This is a genomic window from Tistrella mobilis KA081020-065 (assembly GCF_000264455.2).
Lineage (GTDB): Bacteria > Pseudomonadota > Alphaproteobacteria > Tistrellales > Tistrellaceae > Tistrella > Tistrella mobilis.
Map to the genome: position 1 here is coordinate 143,104 of NC_017957.2, position 16,847 is coordinate 159,950.

Annotated in this window: 15 protein-coding genes; 6 read left to right on the forward strand and 9 right to left on the reverse strand. The window is 68.3% G+C overall.

The features are described 5' to 3' along the window. Positions 1-294 precede the first annotated feature (294 nt). A complete protein-coding gene (locus TMO_RS18595) occupies positions 295-1,212 on the reverse strand; it encodes a LysR substrate-binding domain-containing protein (protein WP_014747214.1) in 918 nt (305 codons plus the stop codon). Positions 1,213-1,348: 136 nt separating this feature from the next. Between TMO_RS18595 and TMO_RS18600 the strand changes: the two genes are divergently transcribed. Continuing rightward, positions 1,349-2,119: an SDR family NAD(P)-dependent oxidoreductase gene (locus TMO_RS18600; RefSeq protein WP_014747215.1), complete on the forward strand. Its 771-nt coding sequence runs from the start codon at positions 1,349-1,351 to the stop codon at positions 2,117-2,119. On the opposite strand, the gene TMO_RS18605 is transcribed toward TMO_RS18600, so the two are convergent. Next, positions 2,120-3,043: an alpha/beta fold hydrolase gene (locus tag TMO_RS18605; protein WP_014747216.1), complete on the reverse strand. Its 924-nt coding sequence runs from the start codon at positions 3,041-3,043 to the stop codon at positions 2,120-2,122. 241 nt (positions 3,044-3,284) lie between these two features. Between TMO_RS18605 and TMO_RS18610 the strand changes: the two genes are divergently transcribed. From TMO_RS18610 to TMO_RS18620, 3 genes are read left to right on the forward strand one after another with little or no spacing between them, the layout of a single operon-like run. Continuing rightward, the gene (locus tag TMO_RS18610; RefSeq protein ID WP_014747217.1) at positions 3,285-4,115 is read left to right on the forward strand and encodes a VOC family protein; all 831 of its coding nucleotides are present in this window, start codon (positions 3,285-3,287) and stop codon (positions 4,113-4,115) included. 48 nt (positions 4,116-4,163) lie between these two features. After that, complete coding sequence (locus tag TMO_RS18615; RefSeq protein WP_014747218.1) at positions 4,164-5,348, forward strand: acyl-CoA dehydrogenase family protein; 1,185 nt, start codon at positions 4,164-4,166, stop codon at positions 5,346-5,348. A 31-nt stretch (positions 5,349-5,379) separates the two neighbouring features. After that, complete coding sequence (locus TMO_RS18620) at positions 5,380-6,579, forward strand: acyl-CoA dehydrogenase family protein (protein WP_014747220.1); 1,200 nt, start codon at positions 5,380-5,382, stop codon at positions 6,577-6,579. 81 nt (positions 6,580-6,660) lie between these two features. Here TMO_RS18620 and TMO_RS18625 read toward each other — a convergent pair whose 3' ends face one another. The 7 genes from TMO_RS18625 to mtnB all read right to left on the reverse strand — a co-directional run bounded on the left by TMO_RS18625 (position 6,661) and on the right by mtnB (position 10,630). Then, positions 6,661-7,107 carry a hypothetical protein gene (locus TMO_RS18625; protein WP_014747221.1) on the reverse strand — a complete coding sequence of 149 codons (447 nt, stop codon included), beginning with the start codon at positions 7,105-7,107 and terminating at the stop codon, positions 6,661-6,663. Beyond that, positions 7,104-7,811, reverse strand: coding sequence for a ParA family protein (locus TMO_RS18630; protein WP_041606873.1), 708 nt, complete (start codon positions 7,809-7,811; stop codon positions 7,104-7,106). The genes TMO_RS18625 and TMO_RS18630 overlap by 4 nt, the downstream gene beginning before the upstream one ends. A 201-nt stretch (positions 7,812-8,012) precedes the next feature. After that, positions 8,013-8,291 (reverse strand): type II toxin-antitoxin system RelE/ParE family toxin, encoded by a 279-nt coding sequence (locus TMO_RS30605; protein ID WP_081599040.1) that lies wholly within the window; start codon positions 8,289-8,291, stop codon positions 8,013-8,015. 18 nt (positions 8,292-8,309) lie between these two features. Then, complete coding sequence (locus tag TMO_RS18635; protein WP_014747224.1) at positions 8,310-8,585, reverse strand: CopG family ribbon-helix-helix protein; 276 nt, start codon at positions 8,583-8,585, stop codon at positions 8,310-8,312. Between the two features lie 68 nt (positions 8,586-8,653). After that, the gene (gene mtnC / locus TMO_RS18640) at positions 8,654-9,469 is read right to left on the reverse strand and encodes an acireductone synthase (RefSeq protein ID WP_014747225.1); all 816 of its coding nucleotides are present in this window, start codon (positions 9,467-9,469) and stop codon (positions 8,654-8,656) included. Next, positions 9,459-10,004, reverse strand: coding sequence for a 1,2-dihydroxy-3-keto-5-methylthiopentene dioxygenase (locus TMO_RS18645; protein ID WP_014747226.1), 546 nt, complete (start codon positions 10,002-10,004; stop codon positions 9,459-9,461). The genes mtnC and TMO_RS18645 overlap by 11 nt, the downstream gene beginning before the upstream one ends. After that, entirely contained in the window at positions 10,001-10,630 is a 630-nt protein-coding gene (mtnB, locus tag TMO_RS18650) for a methylthioribulose 1-phosphate dehydratase (protein ID WP_014747227.1), read from the reverse strand. Before mtnB ends, TMO_RS18645 begins: the two co-directional genes overlap by 4 nt. 2,413 nt (positions 10,631-13,043) lie before the next feature. On the opposite strand from mtnB, the gene TMO_RS29730 reads away from it, so the two are divergent. After that, on the forward strand, positions 13,044-14,333 hold the full coding sequence (locus TMO_RS29730) for a replication initiator protein A (RefSeq protein WP_014747228.1): 1,290 nt from the start codon (positions 13,044-13,046) through the stop codon (positions 14,331-14,333). Positions 14,334-15,671: 1,338 nt separating this feature from the next. After that, a complete protein-coding gene (locus tag TMO_RS18660) occupies positions 15,672-16,832 on the forward strand; it encodes a winged helix-turn-helix domain-containing protein (RefSeq protein WP_014747230.1) in 1,161 nt (386 codons plus the stop codon). Positions 16,833-16,847 lie beyond the last annotated feature (15 nt).

Sequence of the window (16,847 nt, forward strand, 5' to 3'; positions counted from 1 at the left end):
TCCACGCACCCGCAAGGGTGCGACCCCCACCCCCTCTTAATATCCTGAATCCGGCTCCGGAAAAAGGCGATCCGCGCGAACCTCGTCTGGACGTCATACCCGGGAATGAACATGCATATATTGTGTAATTTAATCCATTGAAATCCTGATAATATTTTTCCCGCGAACCTCCCGGGTTTTTTACGGGAGCTTGAGGTTCGCGGGCGCGGCGGTGCAGGTCCGCGATCGCCCCGGATGGCCATGGCGACCGGCCAGCCGGCGGACTACAAAACCAGAGGATGGCGGATACAAGCGTCAACCCGGCTGGCCGGGCCGGCCGCCGGGGGCGGCCCGTGCGGCGATCAGCTGGTCGATGTTCTCAAGGAAGGTGTGCAGCACCGGCGAGGGATTGTCCGCCCGATAGCCGGCCGCGATCCCGATCACCGGCGGGTTGCCGGCAAGCGGCCGGCTGACCAGCGATCGCGGCAGCAGGGGCTCCACATAGGCCGGCAGCAGGGTGACGCCGCCGGTGGAGGCCACCAGCGAAATGCCGGTGGCGATGCCGTCCAGCAGATGCCTGGGCCGGACCACCACCCCGCGATCACGCAGATAGCGGGTCACGATGTCGCGCAGTACATGGGGCGTGCCGGTATAGCCGATGAACGAGGCCGGGTCGATGTCGCGGACATCGATCGCCGGCCGGGCCGCCAGCGGATGGTCGCGCGGCAGGATCACCAGGATCGGCTCGTGCGCGATGACCTTGTAGGTGACGTCGGGCTGCGGCTCCACCCGGCAGACGCCGAGATCGATCTCGCCGCGCTGGATGGCGGCCCCGATCTCGGGCGAGAAGTCGCTCATCACCCGGAAATCGATGTCCTTCAGCTGCCCGCGCAGCAGATGGCTGACATGGGACAGCCACTCCACCTCCTGCCCGGTCAGGAAGCCGACCGCGAAACCGGGCTTGGGCGGGCGTGCCGCGCGCCGTGCCGCCGCCACCGCATCCGCCGCCGATTGCAGGGCCCGCCGGGCATGCTCAAGAAAGGCCTGTCCGGCGGGGGTCAGCTCCACGCCGCGGGCGCTGCGGATGAAGAGCGTGGCGCCGACCTCCTGCTCCAGATCCCGCAACTGGCGACTCAAGGACGGCTGGGCGGTGTGCAGGCGCCGTTCGGCGGCCACCGTCAGGCTGCCCTCTTCGGCCACGGCCACGAAATAGCGGAGGTGACGCAGTTCCATGTCATCCCATGCCTATGAAGTATGGCTGGTACATATAACAGGTCGTTCTCCACCAGCAAAGTCGCGGGTATGAAAAGGGAGACGGAGACCCCATACACCTGCCTGTCGGGCATGACCCGACATCCGGAGGCATAACATGACCACGACCCGGGCCACGCCCACCATCTCGATCGTCACCGGCGGCAGCCGCGGCCTTGGCCGCAACACCGCCCTCAGCATCGCCCGCCGCGGCGGCGACGTCATCCTCACCTATCGCAGCCAGCTTGCCGAAGCCGAGGCCGTGCTGGCCGAGATCCGCGCGCTGGGGCGCCGGGCGGCAACGGTTCAGCTGGACACCGCCGACATCGCCGGCTTCCCCGGTTTCGTCGACCGGATCCGCACCATCCTGGCCGACTGGGGTCGCGACCGGGTCGATCATCTGGTCAACAATGCCGGCCATGGCGAGATGGTCGCTTTCGCCGAAACCACCGAGGCGCAGTTCGACCGGATCTTCGACGTCCATGTGAAGGGCGTCTTCTTCCTGACCCAGGCCCTGCTGCCTCTGATCGCCGATGGCGGCAGGATCGTGAATTTCTCGTCCGGCCTGACGCGGGTCTCCTTTCCGGGCTTCGCCGCCTATTCGGCGGCCAAGGGCGCGGTGGAAATCCTGACCGTCTATCTGGCGAAGGAACTGGGCCATCGCGGCATCACCGCCAACACCATCGCCCCCGGCGCCATCGAGACCGACTTCCTGGGCGGTGCGGTGCGCGACACCCCGGCCTATAACGAGGCCTTCGCCGGGATGACCGCGCTCGGCCGCGTGGGTGTGCCCGACGATATCGGCCCGGCGGTGGCGAGCCTGCTCGGCCCCGACAACCGCTGGGTCAATGCCCAGCGCATCGAAGTTTCGGGCGGTCAGACCATCTGATCAGCCCTCGCCGATCACGGCCACCCGGTGGATCGCCGCCACCACGCGGCCGTATACCCAGGGCGGCAGGTCATGGCCCAGCCCCTCGATTTCGAGCAGAATGGCCCCCGGGATCGCCGCCGCGGTGTCGTGGCCGGCCGCGGGCGGGATCAGCGGGTCGTCGGTGCTGTGAACGACCAGGCTGGGCGCGGTGATCCCGGCAAGCCGGCTGCGGCGGTCGCCGGCGGCGATCATCGCGGCCAGCTGACGCGCGGTGCCGCCGGGGGCGCGGCCGCGGCGAAGCTCGTCCAGCATCAGGGCGCGATGGGTGGCCGGATCGAAAGGCTGCCCCGTGCCGGCGATGCGGCGGGCGAAGGCCAGGCCATGGGCCAGGAAGCCCTCGGGATCGATGGCGGGATCCGGCGCCGGGCCGAGCAGCAGGCCCAGAACATCCGGCGCCGGTCCGGCGACGGTCGGATTGCCGGTGCCCGACATGATCGAGGTGAGCGAGCGCACCCGATGCCCGTATTCGCTCGCCAGGATCTGCGCGATCATGCCGCCCATCGACCGGCCGACGACATGCGCCCGCCCGATACCCAACGCATCCAGCAGCCCCACGGCATCATTCGCCATATCCTCAAGGGTATAGGGCAGATCCGGCCGCTGCCCGGCCCCGAGCGCCCGGATCAGCGCGCCCATGTCCGGCGGCGGGTAGTGGTCGAGATGGGAGGAACAGCCGGTATCGCGGTTGTCGAAGCGGATCACCCGCCAGCCGCGCGCCGCCAGCGCCCGGCAGAACGGCACCGTCCAGCGGATCATCTGCGTGCCCAGCCCGGCGATCAGCAGGATCGCCGGATGGTCCGGATCGCCGAAGCTCTCCCAGGCGATATCGACCGCGCCGATCCGCGCGATCGCTTCCACCCGTGTCTCGTGATGACCGGCCATGATCCTGCTCCGCCGTGACGCATGTCCTGCACCGGCGGATGTCTAGCCGGGGGCGGCTGTGCTGTCAATATTACCCGGGTAAAATTCTGTGACGCCCGACCCCCGTATCAAACCGCCGGGCGAAGATCACCTCACCTCCCGTCTTGGCTCGCGGCCCGAAACCATGGATGATCGTCAGTCGAGGGATGTCGCCCGACCGCTGGTCGCAAGATGAGAACGTCCCCAGGGAGGATTTCGAACAATGTTTCACCGATTGCGGCAGATCTGCCTGGTGGCGCAGGATCTGGATCCGGTGGTGGCGGAGCTTTGCGACGTCTTCGATGTTGCGGTCTGCCACAGGGATCCCGAGGTCGGGATGTTCGGGCTGCACAACGCGCTGATGCCGGTCGGCCACGGCTTCATCGAGGTGGTGGCGCCGCTGGCACCGGGCAAGGCAGCGGCGGCCGAGCGGCATCTGGAGCGGCGCGGCGGCGATGGCGGCTATATGGTCATCACCGATACCGACGACCTGACGCGCTGGGAACCGCATCTGGCGGCGACGGGCGTGCGCATCGCAGCACCGCTGGAAATGGGCGCTTATCGCGGCTTGCAGCTGCATCCGCGCGACACCGGCGGCGCGCTGCTGGAGATCAACACCACCCGCGGCAATACGGGCCCCGACGGTACCGCGATCGACGACCCCTATGGCCCGGCCGGGCCCGACTGGCGGGCGCATCTGCGGACCGGCACCGTCACCGGCATCACCGGCGCCCGGTTGCAGACCGCCGATCCCGAACGGCTGGGCCGGCGCTGGGCGGAGATTCTGCGCCGCGACCTCAGATCCGACAGCGATGGGCCCGACAGCGATGGGCCCGACAGCGATGGACCCGGCGGCGGTAGCTTCGTCCTCGACCTCGACAATGCCCGGATCCGCTTCGAGCCCGACCGCGACGGCCGCGGCGAGGGGCTGGGCGGGGTGGATCTGGCGGTGGTCGATGCCGACGGCCTGCGCCGGCGGGCCGCCGCGCGCGGCCTGCCGGTCGCGGGCGATCATGTCGTGATCGGCGGCCTGCGCTTCCATATCGGGGGCTGAGGCCCCCTCCCCCTTCTCTGTTCCTCTGCTCCCCCGGAAAGTCCGACCATGGATCTGAACTATACCGCCGAGCAGGACATGCTCCGTGACAGCGTGACGCGCGTGATGCGCGACGCCGGTTCCTTCGCCGATCGTCAGAAACGGGTCGCCCTGGCCTGGCAGGCAGGCGCCGGTGCCGCCGAGGCCCGCGCCGCCCAGGCAGGGCCCTTCTGGCAGCGTTTCGCCGAACTGGGCTGGCTGGCGGTGCCCTTTGCCGAGGCCGATGGCGGCATCGGCGGCGGTGCAGTCGATTTCGGCATCGTGATGGAAGGGATCGGCCGGGCGCTGGCGATCGAGCCCTTGCTGCCCACCGTGCTGGCGGCACGGCTGGTGGCGGCAACGGGCGATCCGGCGCAGAAATCCGCCTGGCTCGCCCCGGTGCTCGACGGCCGACGGCGCCTGGCCTTCGCCTTCGCCGAGCGCCAGGCCCGCTATGACCTGACCGATTGCGCCACCACCGCCCGGCAGGCGGATGGCGACTGGGTTCTGGACGGGCGCAAGGCGGTGGTGATCGGCGGCCATGCCGCCGACGGCTTCGTGGTGGTCGCCCGCACCGCCGGAGCGCGCACCGATGCGGACGGGTTGTCGCTGTTCCTGGTGGCAGCCGATGCGCCGGGCGTGGAGGTGATCGCTTATCGCACCAACGACGCCACGGGCGCGGCCGATCTGGTGCTGACCGGGGCGGTCCTTCCCGCAGATGCCCTGCTGGGCACGGCGGGTGCCGCCGCCGGCCCGATCGAGGCCACGGTCGATTTCGCCATCGCGGCGGTCGCGGCCGAGGCGGTGGGTGCGATGACGGCGCTCTGCGAGCAGACGCTCGACTACCTCAAGACCCGTAAACAGTTCGGCCGGCCGCTGGGCGACAACCAGGTTCTGCAGCACCGCATGGTCGACATGGTGATCGCGACCGAAGAGGCGCGCTCGGCCGCCCTTCACGGCGCGCTGATGGCGGAAGATCCCGACCCGGCGGCCCGGTCGCGGGCGCTGTCGCTGACCAAGATCGAAATCGGCCGCACGGCAACGAAGGTGGGCCAGGAGGCGGTGCAGCTGCACGGCGCCATGGGGGTCACCGCGGAACTGGCGATCGGCCATTATTTCAAGCGCCTGACAGCGATCGCCGCCAGTTTCGGCGATGCCGACTGGCATATCCGGCGCATCGCCCGCATCGACGCCGCCGCCCGATCTGCCGCCTGACCCGGCCCGCCGCCCGAACCGGAGACGCCCCATGGACATCAAGCTTTCGCCCGAAGATCAGGCCTTCGCCGACGAGGTGCGCCGCTTCATCCGCGACAATCTGCCGGCGGATATCGCCGACAAGGTGCGCCGCGACATCCATCTCGCCAAAGACGATTACATGCGCTGGCAGCAGATTCTGGGCCGCAAGGGCTGGCATGTGATGACCTGGCCCGAGGCCCATGGCGGGCCGGGCTGGACCATCACCCGGCGCTATCTGTTCGAGGTGATCTCGGCCGAGATGGACTGCCCGCTGATCCAGCCCTTCGGGCCGCGCATGGCCGGGCCGGTGATCTTCACCTTCGGCAATGACGACCAGCGCGCCCGCTTCCTGCCCGGCATCCGCGACAGCACGGTGTGGTGGTGCCAGGGCTATTCCGAACCCCAATCGGGATCGGATCTCGCCTCGCTGGCGACGCGGGCCGAGGATCGGGGCGACCATTATCTCGTCAACGGCCAGAAGATCTGGACCACCTATGCCCATTACGCCGACTGGATGTTCTGCCTGGTCCGCACCTCGAAGGAAGACCGGCCGCAGAAGGGCATTTCCTTTCTGCTGATCGACATGACCACCCCCGGCATCACGGTGCAGCCGATCCCGATGCTGGAGGGCACCCATTCCTTCAACACCGTGTTCTTCGAAGACGTGAAGGTGCCGAAAGAGAACCTGATCGGCGTCGAGGGCAAGGGCTGGACCTATGCCAAATTCCTGCTGGAGCATGAGCGGGTCGACAATGCCGCGATCGGCGTCACCAAGGCGGCGCTGCGCCGGGTGAAAGAGATCGCCGCCGCCGAGCCCGGCGAGGGCGGCCGGCCGCTGATCGAAGACCCGCTGTTCCACGCCCGGCTGACCGCGGTGGAAGCACAGCTGATGTCGCTGGAACTGGCGGCGCTGCGCACGCTGTCGGCCGTGGCGTCCGGCGGCTCACCCGGCCCCGCCTCGTCGCTGCTCAAGATCCGCGGCACCGAGATTGCCCAGCGGATCAGCGAGCTGGGCTCGGAAGCGGTCGGCTGGTATGCCCTGCCCTGGCAGCCGGAGGTGCTCGACGGCAGCTCCAACGAGGAACCGATCGGGCCGGCGCATGCGGGGCCGGCCGCCAATGCCTATCTGTGGCGGCGCTGCATGTCGATCTATGGCGGCAGCAACGAGATCCAGCGCAACATCATCGCCAAGCAGATGCTCGGGCTCTGACGGCACCGGAGGCGCAGGCGGGTGGTCCCATCAAGCGAGACCCGACCTCAGGCCAGGCCCGACCTCAGGCCAGGCCCGACCTCAGGCCAGACTCTTCGGGTCCACCTTGCCTTCCTTCAGCAGCAGCTCCAGCGCCGCGACCGCGCGTTCGAAGGTGCGGGTCTTGGTCCATTCCCGCTCGGCGGCGATCTGGTCGAGCAGGGCCGCCGTGCGGGCATTGACGCGCAGGCTGACCGCCACCGTCGGCGGCCCGGGCGGGCGGCCGCGCGGGCGCGGGGCATAGTCGTCGGCGACGGTGCGCGGATCGGTCGGACGCAGATCGGTCGGGCGCGGATCGGAGACATCCCGCGGATCGCGGCTGCGGAAGCCGGATTGTTCGGCCAGGGGCCGCACCAGTTCGCGGGTCAGACGCGGATCGTCGGCATGGCGCCGGCCGGGACGGAAATCGCTCAGATCGCCCAGCGGATCGGAGACCGCATCCTCGGCGGCCTCGGCCCCGAACAGGCTCGGACGCTTGCGCTCGCTCATGCCCCCTGCCCTCCTGCAACGGCCGCCGCCTGCGCCTCGGCCTCGTTTTCACGCAACAGCTGGATGACCGCGGCGGCATAGGCGCGGGCATTCTCGATCGCCTTGTCGACGCCGGCCACCTCCTTGCGGTCCAGCGCTTCCAGAGTGCCGCCATAGGCGAGGAAGGCGTCGAAGGCGCCCCGTTCGATCAGCTCCACCGGCAGGATCTTCACCCCCGCCGCCTCCAGATCCTCGACGATGGCGCGCAGCGCCCGCGAGCGGATCGCGGCGCTGGTGCGGGTCAACAGCACGCTGTGCGGGATGCGCCGACGGAAGGCCTTTTCCTGGCGTTTCACCAGCTGGATCGCCCGCACCGCCTGCTTCCCGTCCAGCTGCTTGGCCTGCAAGGGGATCAGCACGAGATCCGCCCGGCCGATCGCATAGGCGACCACGGTCGAGGCCGTGCCTTCCAGATCGACCAGCACGAAGGCATGGGTCTCGGCCGCGGCATCGATGGTCTCGACGATGTTGTGCTCGCCGATATCGCCCAGCACGGTCAGGTTGTCGGGCTTGCCCGGCAGGGCCGCCCAGTCGGTGATCGGGTGGTTCGGATCGGCATCGATCACCGCCACTTTGGTGCGCGCCGCAAGCTCCGTGCCCAGGACCAGCGCCGAGGTGGTCTTGCCCGCCCCGCCCTTCGGATTCGCGAATGCGATGATCGCCATGGGAAACTCCCCTCCGGCCCGCCGGGGCCGCCTGTTCCAGCCGCAAAAGATCCGCTGCAAAAGACCGGCCGGCGCCAGCCCGGCCGATCCCGTTGCCGCATCATAGCGCGCCGGGCGGCTGGAACAAGCGGGAACCAGCTTCCGCAAGATGTTTCCTGATTGATCTGGTTTTTTCTGGCTGAAAATAGAAGCGTATGGGTTCTATCTGTTTTCCCGCACATGTCGAACGCGCAGGATCACGACCATGCCGACGACGACCTCGTAGCGGACTTCCCACCATCTGACAATGATACGCCGCACGTCACGCTGACCGAAGCCGGCAAGGCGTGCTCCGATGTGCGAAAACTGGCCGAGACGTTCCGTCGCTTCAATCATCGCCAATGCGATGGCTTGCGCTGCGGTCGGATTCCGGACGACAAGAAGCTCCGACAGCCTCTCAAGATCACTTGCTGCTCGTGCTGTCCAGAGAATGTCCGCCATGCGGCCGCCGATATGATATCAGTCGCGGCCACGCGGGCGAGGCAGGGGAATGGCCGCCTCCGTGCCCAGGCGGCGTGCCCACTCCTTCATCTCGTCATGGGGCACCAGCTCACCGGCGTCGACCTCTGCAAGAGCCTCCAGAGTCTCCTGATATGCCTGCTCTTCCGATGAGATCAGGATTTCAATGGCCTCCTCCAGCACATCGTCGCGCGACCTTCCCTGACGTCCGGCCAGGACATCAAGACGGGCCACCAGATCGGCCGGCAGATCTGCCGTGACTGTGCGCATGGGCATCGCTGAGCCTCCGTGAACGCGGCACTGCGCGTTGATCATAGCGCCGCCGATGCCCCCGGTCGACAGACTCAGACCGACGCCATACCGCAGATCGCAAAAGGATCGATCGCATCGAAATCGGCCGCGACCGGCACGCCCAAGTCGTCGGGCGTGATCGGGCTGCCGGGGGCGCGGCTGCGGTCCAGGCGGATGACCGCCATGCCGGCGCTGCGGGCGGCGGCGATTTCGCCCGGGTGGTCGGACAGGAACAGGATCTCACGCGGGGGCCGGCCCAGTGCTGCTGCGATCCTCGTATAGGAGCCGGCCTCCACCTTCAGCCCGGTGGTGGTGTCGAAATTATGCGAGAACAAGGGGTTGAGGTCGCCCGCCTCGGTATGGCCGAACAGCAGCAGCTGGGCTGCGACCGAGCCCGAGGAATAGACCGCGAGCGTAACCCCCGCCGCATGCCAGCGGCCCAGCGCCGCCGCGACCTCGGGATAGAGATGGGCGCGCAGCGTGCCGTCGGCATAGCCGTCGGCCCAGATCAGCCCCTGCAGGGTTTTGAGCGGGGTGATCTTGGCGTCGGCATCGATCCAGGCGATCAGCCGGTCGGCCAGGGCGTCGATCTCCCCGTCCCTGCCCGCCTCGACGCGCCCGCCGGTGGGCGCCGGCAGAGCGCCGCCTTCGGCGCGGATGCGGGCGCGGACGTCGTCGAGGGCGGCCGCGACCTCGGGCAGATGGGCGTTAGCGTGCAGGAAATCACGCAGCCGCGCGCGGGCGAAGGGAAACAGCACCTCGGACACGAAGGCGATGTCGGTGGTGGTGCCCTCGATATCGGTCAGGACCACCGGTCCGCCATGCGAACCGGTTTCAGGCTGGCCGGCTGCGGTCCGATCACTCGCCATGACGCGGGAAGCCCTCTGCGATCGGGCTGCCGGTGAAGCGTGCCACCCAGCCTTCCGGGTTGGTGAACAGGCGGATCGCGGCGAAACGCGGCGCGGGGCCCATGTCGAACCAGTGCGGCGTGCCGGCGGGCACCGAAATCAGGTCGTCGCGGCAGCAGAGCGTGCGGAACACCCGGCCGCCCAGATGCAGGTAGAAGGTCCCCTCGCCTTCGACGAAGAAGCGCACCTCGTCTTCGGCATGGGTGTGCTCGTCCAGAAACTTGCGGCGCAGCACCGGGTGGTCGGGGTTGTCGGGGGTGAGACGGATGACGTCGGCGGTGACATAGCCGCCCTCGGCCTTCAGCCGTGCAATCTCTGGCGCATAGGCGCCCAGGATCTCGGCCGCATCGCTTTCGATGCCGAGGGCATGGCGCGCGTCCCACCTTTCGAAACGCACGCCGACCTCGGCCAGCAGACGCGCGATCGCCGCCGCATCATCGGTATCGGCGATCACCTGTGCGGGATCGGTTTCGGCATGAACGACCAGACGGCTCATCCGGCAATCCTCCGCAGTTCAAGAGACAGGGAAAACAGGGCGTCGAAGGCATCGAGATGGCGTTCAGCATCGGCCGGCGTCGCACCCCAGGCATAGATGCCGTGGCCGGCGAGCAGATAGCCGGGCGCCGCCACCTGCCCCCCGGGCCGGGGTGTAGCCAGATGCGCCGATACCCGCCCGGCGAGCGCAACCGTGTCCTGATCATTGGGGAAGACCGGCACGGTCACGGTCACGTCATGAGTGGTGATGCCGGCGAAGGCCTTCTGCAGCTCCCACCCCGCCAGCGCCAGCACGCCATCGCCTGCGCGCAGATGCGAGATCAGCATCGAGGCCGGGCTGTGGACATGGAAGATGGCGCCGATCGCCGGATCGTCGCGATAGAGCGCCTGGTGCAGCGGCGTCTCGGCCGAGGTGCCGGCCGGCGCGGGGCCGTCGATCGCGACCTCGGCCAGATCCGCTGGCACGAGCCGGCCCTTGTCGCGGCCCGACCGGGTGACCAGCATCCGGCCTCCGTCCAGCCGCACCGAGAAATTGCCCGAGGTCGCAGGCACCCAACCGCGCGCAGCCGCCGCGCGGCCCGCCTGGATCACGGCCGCCGCCGCCTCGTCAAAACCCATCCCGCCCATGGCGTGTTATTGTCTCCGGCAATGGTCACTCACACCCGGCCGGCCTCTTCCGGGCCGGGCGGACGCGACACCATCCTAGACAAGGGGGGTGAAGTTCAAAACGAAAAATCGCTGTTCATCGATCTTATTACACAGTTAGAATATGTTATTCGCCCTCTACCCTTCCCTTCCCGCCCCGCACGCCGCGGCGCCACACCTCGCTTGCGCGCGGAAGACGGGGATTGTTGACGAGGATGGTTGATGGTCGGGACCGATAATCCGTACCGGGCATCAACCCGCTGCATGACCCCGGTTATCGACCTTGATGCCGTGTTTTCGCAGCCATGCCCGATGCCTCGCGGGGCCTTTTACAGCCGATGAGAGCGGCCGTCCAGAGCGGGACCCGGCCAGGTTGGGGACCGTCAGATGTGGGACGAACAGATCGGGGCCCATCAGAGCAGGCACTGGCCGGCCGCGGCGGTACCCGGCCCGGTCTTGATCATTCATGATTGCGCAAGATGGATCTGGCGAGAAATGGCCCGATGACGCGGCCTCACGACGGCGGAGAGCGACGGCACCGCGGATCCCGGCCACTTTCCGCCGCACCCGGCGTCCAACGGAACAGGACGGGACCAACCGCCGCATCGCCGCTCTCTCGCCGGATCTGGCCTGCGCCGGCCCCCCTTCGGCCAGACAGGGCCGGACGGGCCCCCCCTTCCAAGGCACTCTGCGGGTGCCAACCACCGGCGGGGCCATTCGGCCGGGGTGGCGGCCGTCAGTCACGCTTGCCAGTTCCAGATTGCGCAATATAGATCTGGCTGGAAACGGGGTGGTGCGGCAAGCCCCGGCGCCCCCTGGCCTCAGCCGTATCATGGCCAGATCCAGGCGGTGCAAGACCGTTCCGGGCACCAACGCCCGCGCCTGCCGCACCATAGGGGTGCCGATGACGGGTCGGCACAGAGAGCTTCCGCCATCCTCGCCAATTCCAGATTGCGCAGGATAGATCTGGCAGGAAATAGCATGGTCCAGCCAGCCCGACGCCTGCCGTGCCAGGCTGGTGGGCCGGTGGGCTGATCGGGCGCGGCGGGATCCGCCATGCTCCGGCCGATACCTGCCCGCGCAGAGCTGTCATGGCTGAGCAGGGCCGTACCCAACGCGGCCTGCAGGTGCCGTAGACGAGCCGGGCCTTCAGGTCTGCGCGGAAGACCGCGACGATCCCCACCCATGCCCGAGGAGGGGCGGAGCCCGGCGTCCACATCCAGGCAGCGAGGCGCCAGGCTTACCGTGTTCGCCGGACGAGTGGGCGCGGCTGGGGCGCCGAGGTCGCGGAGGTCGCAACTATCACCGGAAATCTTGATTGCGCCAGAAAGATCTGGCTGGAAACAGCCTCATACAGCCACCCACCATCCGCGCCCTGGGGACCACTGCGGATGCCCGGACCCCATGGCCAACGAAAGGAGGGAGGGGGCGGGGCGGCAGTCATATCCCGCCGGATCGCCGCCTGAGCCTGGTGGCGGCGCCCGGTCCCGCGCCCCCGTCCGCGCCGGCTGCCGGTCTGTTCATCCTGTCGGGTCGGAGAGCAGGGGCGGCGAGGGGAGGGGTCTGTCTGCCAGTTCCTGATTGCGCAAGATGGATCTGGCAGGAAATAGCCTTATGAGGGCACGCGCTTTCGGCCGTCGGAGGTGACGCGCAGATGGGGGAGGGGGCTGGATCGGTGATCGTCCCTTATCTCCTTGTATTTCTTTGCAATTCTGGCGAGAAAATAGCGGAACGGACGACGACGACCGGCGCGGCCGAAGCAAGAGGCAAGCCTCTGCCATTTCTTGCAGGAACATGATTGCGCCAGATATTTCTGGCAGGAAATAGCAGCTTAAAGCGTTCATCCAGGGCAGGGGTGGACCGCAGTCAGGGGCGGAGCGGCCGGCTGCGGCGCTCGCCAGATCAAGATTGCGCAATGTTAATCTGGCTGGATCAGGCCTTCTTCTACCATGTGGGCGTGCCGTGAGAGACCGGCACTGCCACACTGGCCGGGCAGGCGGGCGGCCGGGCAGGCCAGACGGTGACACTGGGCCCGGGCAGGCACCAGCCTGAACGAGATTGCGCCAGCTTTTTCCAGATTGATCCTGCCGTAATTCCGGCGCCCGGCCTGCCGGTCGATCCATCCGGATCCTGGCGCATCCCGCCTGATCCCGCCTGATCCCGCCGGATCCCGACAGATCCGGCGGGATGCGGCAGGTAGGAGATGGTTGTTGCCTGCGTCAGCTCTTTCCTGATTGCGCAATATTTTTCTGGCAGGAAATGGACGCTGCGGCGGCGAAAGCGGCGTGCCGGGGCCAACTCGCCGGCGGCACCGGCTGCCGAGACGTGGTAGTCTGGCCGCGGACACACCACCGCCAGCAGATGGGGGCGGCCACCCCCGGCCGCCCGGAGACGCATGAAGCGACCGACCAAACGGACGGATACCCAGATCGACCTGTTCGTCGCACTGCCGGGCACCATCCCGACTTACGACCAGCAGGACACGATGGAGCTGCCCTTCTTCTCGCTGGCCAAGCCGACGCCGACCTCGCGCCGGTCTTCGATCGACTACCGGGCGACGGACGGCAATACCGAGATCCATATCAACGTCACCGCGCCCGAGAGCATCGGCGTCGCCACGATCTGGGATGCCGACATCCTGATCTGGGCCGCCAGCCAGCTGCGCGCGGCGCTGGACCGGGGCGAGCCGACCTCTCCGACCATCCGGGTCTCGCTGTACGAATTGCTGCGCGGCATCGGCCGGCCGACCGGCGGCGACGAATACCGCCGCATCCTGAAGGCGCTGGAACGGCTGAACGCCACCTTCATCCGCACCAATGTCCGCAGCGGCCGCCGCCGCGACCCCAAGGGCTTCCACTGGCTGGAGAGCTATTCGGCCCCGCTGGACGAAAACGGCCGCTCGCTCGGCATCGAATTCACCATCGCGGACTGGCTGTACAAGGGCATCGTGACCGACCGGCTGGTGCTGAGCATCGACCGGTCGTATTTCCAGCTGTCGGGCGGCATCGAACGCTGGCTTTATCGCCTGATCCGGCGCTATTCCACCGCCAACACCCAGGGCTATGTGCTGCCGCTGCGCTTCCTGCACGAGACCAGCGGCACAACCCAGCGCTATGCCGATTTCGCGAAGGAACTGCGCCGCACCATCGCCCGCCAGCGCCTGCCCGGCTATTGGCTGGATCTGCGCACGCAGGAAGGCGTGGGCGAGGTGCTGTACTTCGTGGCGCGCGAACACCTGGCCCCGGTCCTGCCGGCGCCAGAGGTGGAGGCGAACGGCCGCAAGCGCCGCAAGGCACCGGCACCGGCGCCCGAAACCGCCACCGACGCGCTGATGGAAACAACGGTGGAAATCCTGCAACCGCCGGCCAGGTCCCGGCGCAAGGCCGCCGCATCCGCAGATCACGCCGCCAACGCCGCGGCGGGCGAGGGGCCCAAGCCCCGAACCCGACGCAAGACCACAGCCGCACCGGCCGATACGCCGCCCGCAGGGGCCGAAACCCCGACAGACCGGCCGCTGACCGCCGATCTGCTCGACCAGGCGGTTCAGGCCGCGGCAAAACCCGCCCGCAAGCCGCGCAGCACAGGCCGCAAGACCGCCGGTGCCGGGGCAACCGCCCCGAAAAAACCCGCCGCAACGCGCAAACCGCGCGCAACCACCACCGCGAAGGGGGCGAAACCCCGATAGGGTAGGGGACGCGCCGACCGGCGCCATAACGGCAGGGATGACGGCGTAAGCCCTTGATCATCAAGACAAGATGGCGCGGGCGCGAGCCGGCCGCCGCTGCGGCCAGGGCGCCGATACGCCATGGCGGGACGACACAACCCGACAGGCCCGCCCGACACGACACCCCGGCAGCACGGCACGCCTGCGGATAGCACAACCGGCACAACCCTTTGAACCATAGGCAGCTTCCGGGCACCACCTCTGCGCCGGGGGGCGAAACCCCGATAGAGCGGCGCCGGCCGCCACGCCCCCTGCGCGCAGGGCAGAACGAGGATACGCCCCCCATACGCAGTCGCCGGCGGCCGGAATTGTGGTCGCCAGGGGCCGAAACCCCGATAGCACGCGCGTCGGAACCGGCTTTCGGGGGGCCGAAACCCCGAGAGTCAGGGCCAGGGGAGGGCGGTTCACGGGGGCCGAAACCCCGGCAATTCCGCCAGTTCGGGGGGTAAAACCCCGTGTCATGGCCGGGCGAGGGCCACAGCCACGCCCCCGGGGCCGTGTCGGCAGCCGATCCGCCGGCCGGGCATCGGGCAGACGAAACCTCTCTGTTGCCGCATTTTTTTTGCCAGGGGCCGAAACCCCGACTCCGACAGCACCGGCCCGCAGCCACCAGCCACGCCCCGGAAAACCGGTATCCCACAAGCCGATTCGGGGTTTCGGCCCCCAAGCGTCCCAGAGACGCCAGACCGACCCACCACGGCCCGGACCGCGGGAGTCCGGCAGGAATCCACGGCTCCCGCAGGGGACAGCGCGGCGCGGCTCTCATACCTCTGCCATCAGAGGCCGAACACACCCGCAGCAGGGCGTTTCAAATGCAGCGAAGACTCCGGGGGCCGAAACCCCGATTCCCCTGGGGGCCGAAACCCCGATGATTATTTGCAGAAACCATGTATTGGGGGCTTGACAGACGCGGGAAGGCGTCCGGACTCGGCTTGACTCCAGGCTTTGGGGTGCGTTTCTCTTGTTTCTGACCGGAGTTGGGCCGGTTTTCTCATGCAGGCCGTGAGTCGTTCTGCTCCGACCGCAGATCACGAATGCAGGCCACGAACAGGGAGATGCGCCGATCATGACCCCGAAATGAGATAGTCCCGTTTACGAAGCCGCTTTGGGCGACACCGCAAACGGGACCGACCTCGACTGACAGACTGGCATTCGCCGCCCTATCAGCACCGTGACAAGTCTGATTCTAGGCGTAAGTGCTACTGTTTTCAAGCGCCGACAAGGCGTTGACGGTCTTCCTTTGCTTGTCGTCCGGATGTGACACCGCGGATCACCAGATCCGGCCGGGAGTGTTTTGTCGTGTCCGACATCTTTGAACCGACCCGCCTCGGCTGGCTGCAAAGCGTGCAGCGCAGCCGGGAGACGGATGTTTATGGCCTGGCGCTGGCCGCCAGTCTGAGCGTGCTGGCCGGCAGCGACCATGTCGTGCGCGCCAGCCTGCGCGAACTGGCCGAAACCGCCCGCATCAGCCCCAAAACCGCCGGCGACCGCCTGCAACGCCTGGCCGAAGACGGTCTGCTGACCCTGGTCGACACCGGCGCCACCGGCGGCCATCAGCCGCGGCGCTTCTATCGGCTCGCCATGGCCGGCGTTGTTCCAGGCAGCCGGGGGCATGATGCCCGGGAGGCGGCGGCCATCCCCGCGGCCATGGCGACGCCGAAGCCCACGGCATTGGCGGCAGACCCGGCGCCGATCGTCGATCCGATGATCCGGCTGGTCAGCCGCATCCAGCAGACGGCCGCGGCCCCGGGCTGGAAACGGGTGAAGGCGGCCGCCGCGGTGGCCGCCGCCGTCGAGGCCGCCGGCCTCGATGCGGTGGAAGACTTCGCCGACCGTCTGGGGGCCGGCCCGAAACGCCCGGCCTATGACATCGCCGTCGCCCTGTCGCAGCTGGCCGCCACCGCACCGACCACTGCACCGGCAGCCACCGGCGATGCCGGCCAACGCGACGACGACGCGCGGCACGAGACCGGGGCCGCCCCCGAGGAGAGACGATTCGAGGATGGGCGATCCGAAGACAGACGATCCGGGGATGGGCAGACCCCGCCCCCTGCACCGCCGCTGCCCGCCGCCTATCGGGCCGAAGCCGAAAGCCTGGTGGTCCTGGCCGGGCTCGACCCGGCGCGCCGGCGCACGCTGGACGCGCTGGTGACCGCAAGCGGCCGCCCGGCCCCCTGCTGGGGCCTGCGCGACATGACCGTCACCGCCATCGGCCGGGCCCTGGCCGAGGCCGATCACGGCCATATCGTCATCCCCCCATCCGTCGCGGATCTCCGCCACGACCTGCGCCCCAGACCCGCCTGCCAGACCACCCTGGCGCCCATAGGACTCACCAGGAACAGGACTCTTCCTTCAAGACCATATCCGGACTCGGATTCGGAGCCGGGGTTGATGAGAATGGCAGGACGGCTTGCCGGCACGTCCGGTGGCGAGATGGTCGGACAGCGGGTCACGGGGTGAGGCGGATGATGTGGC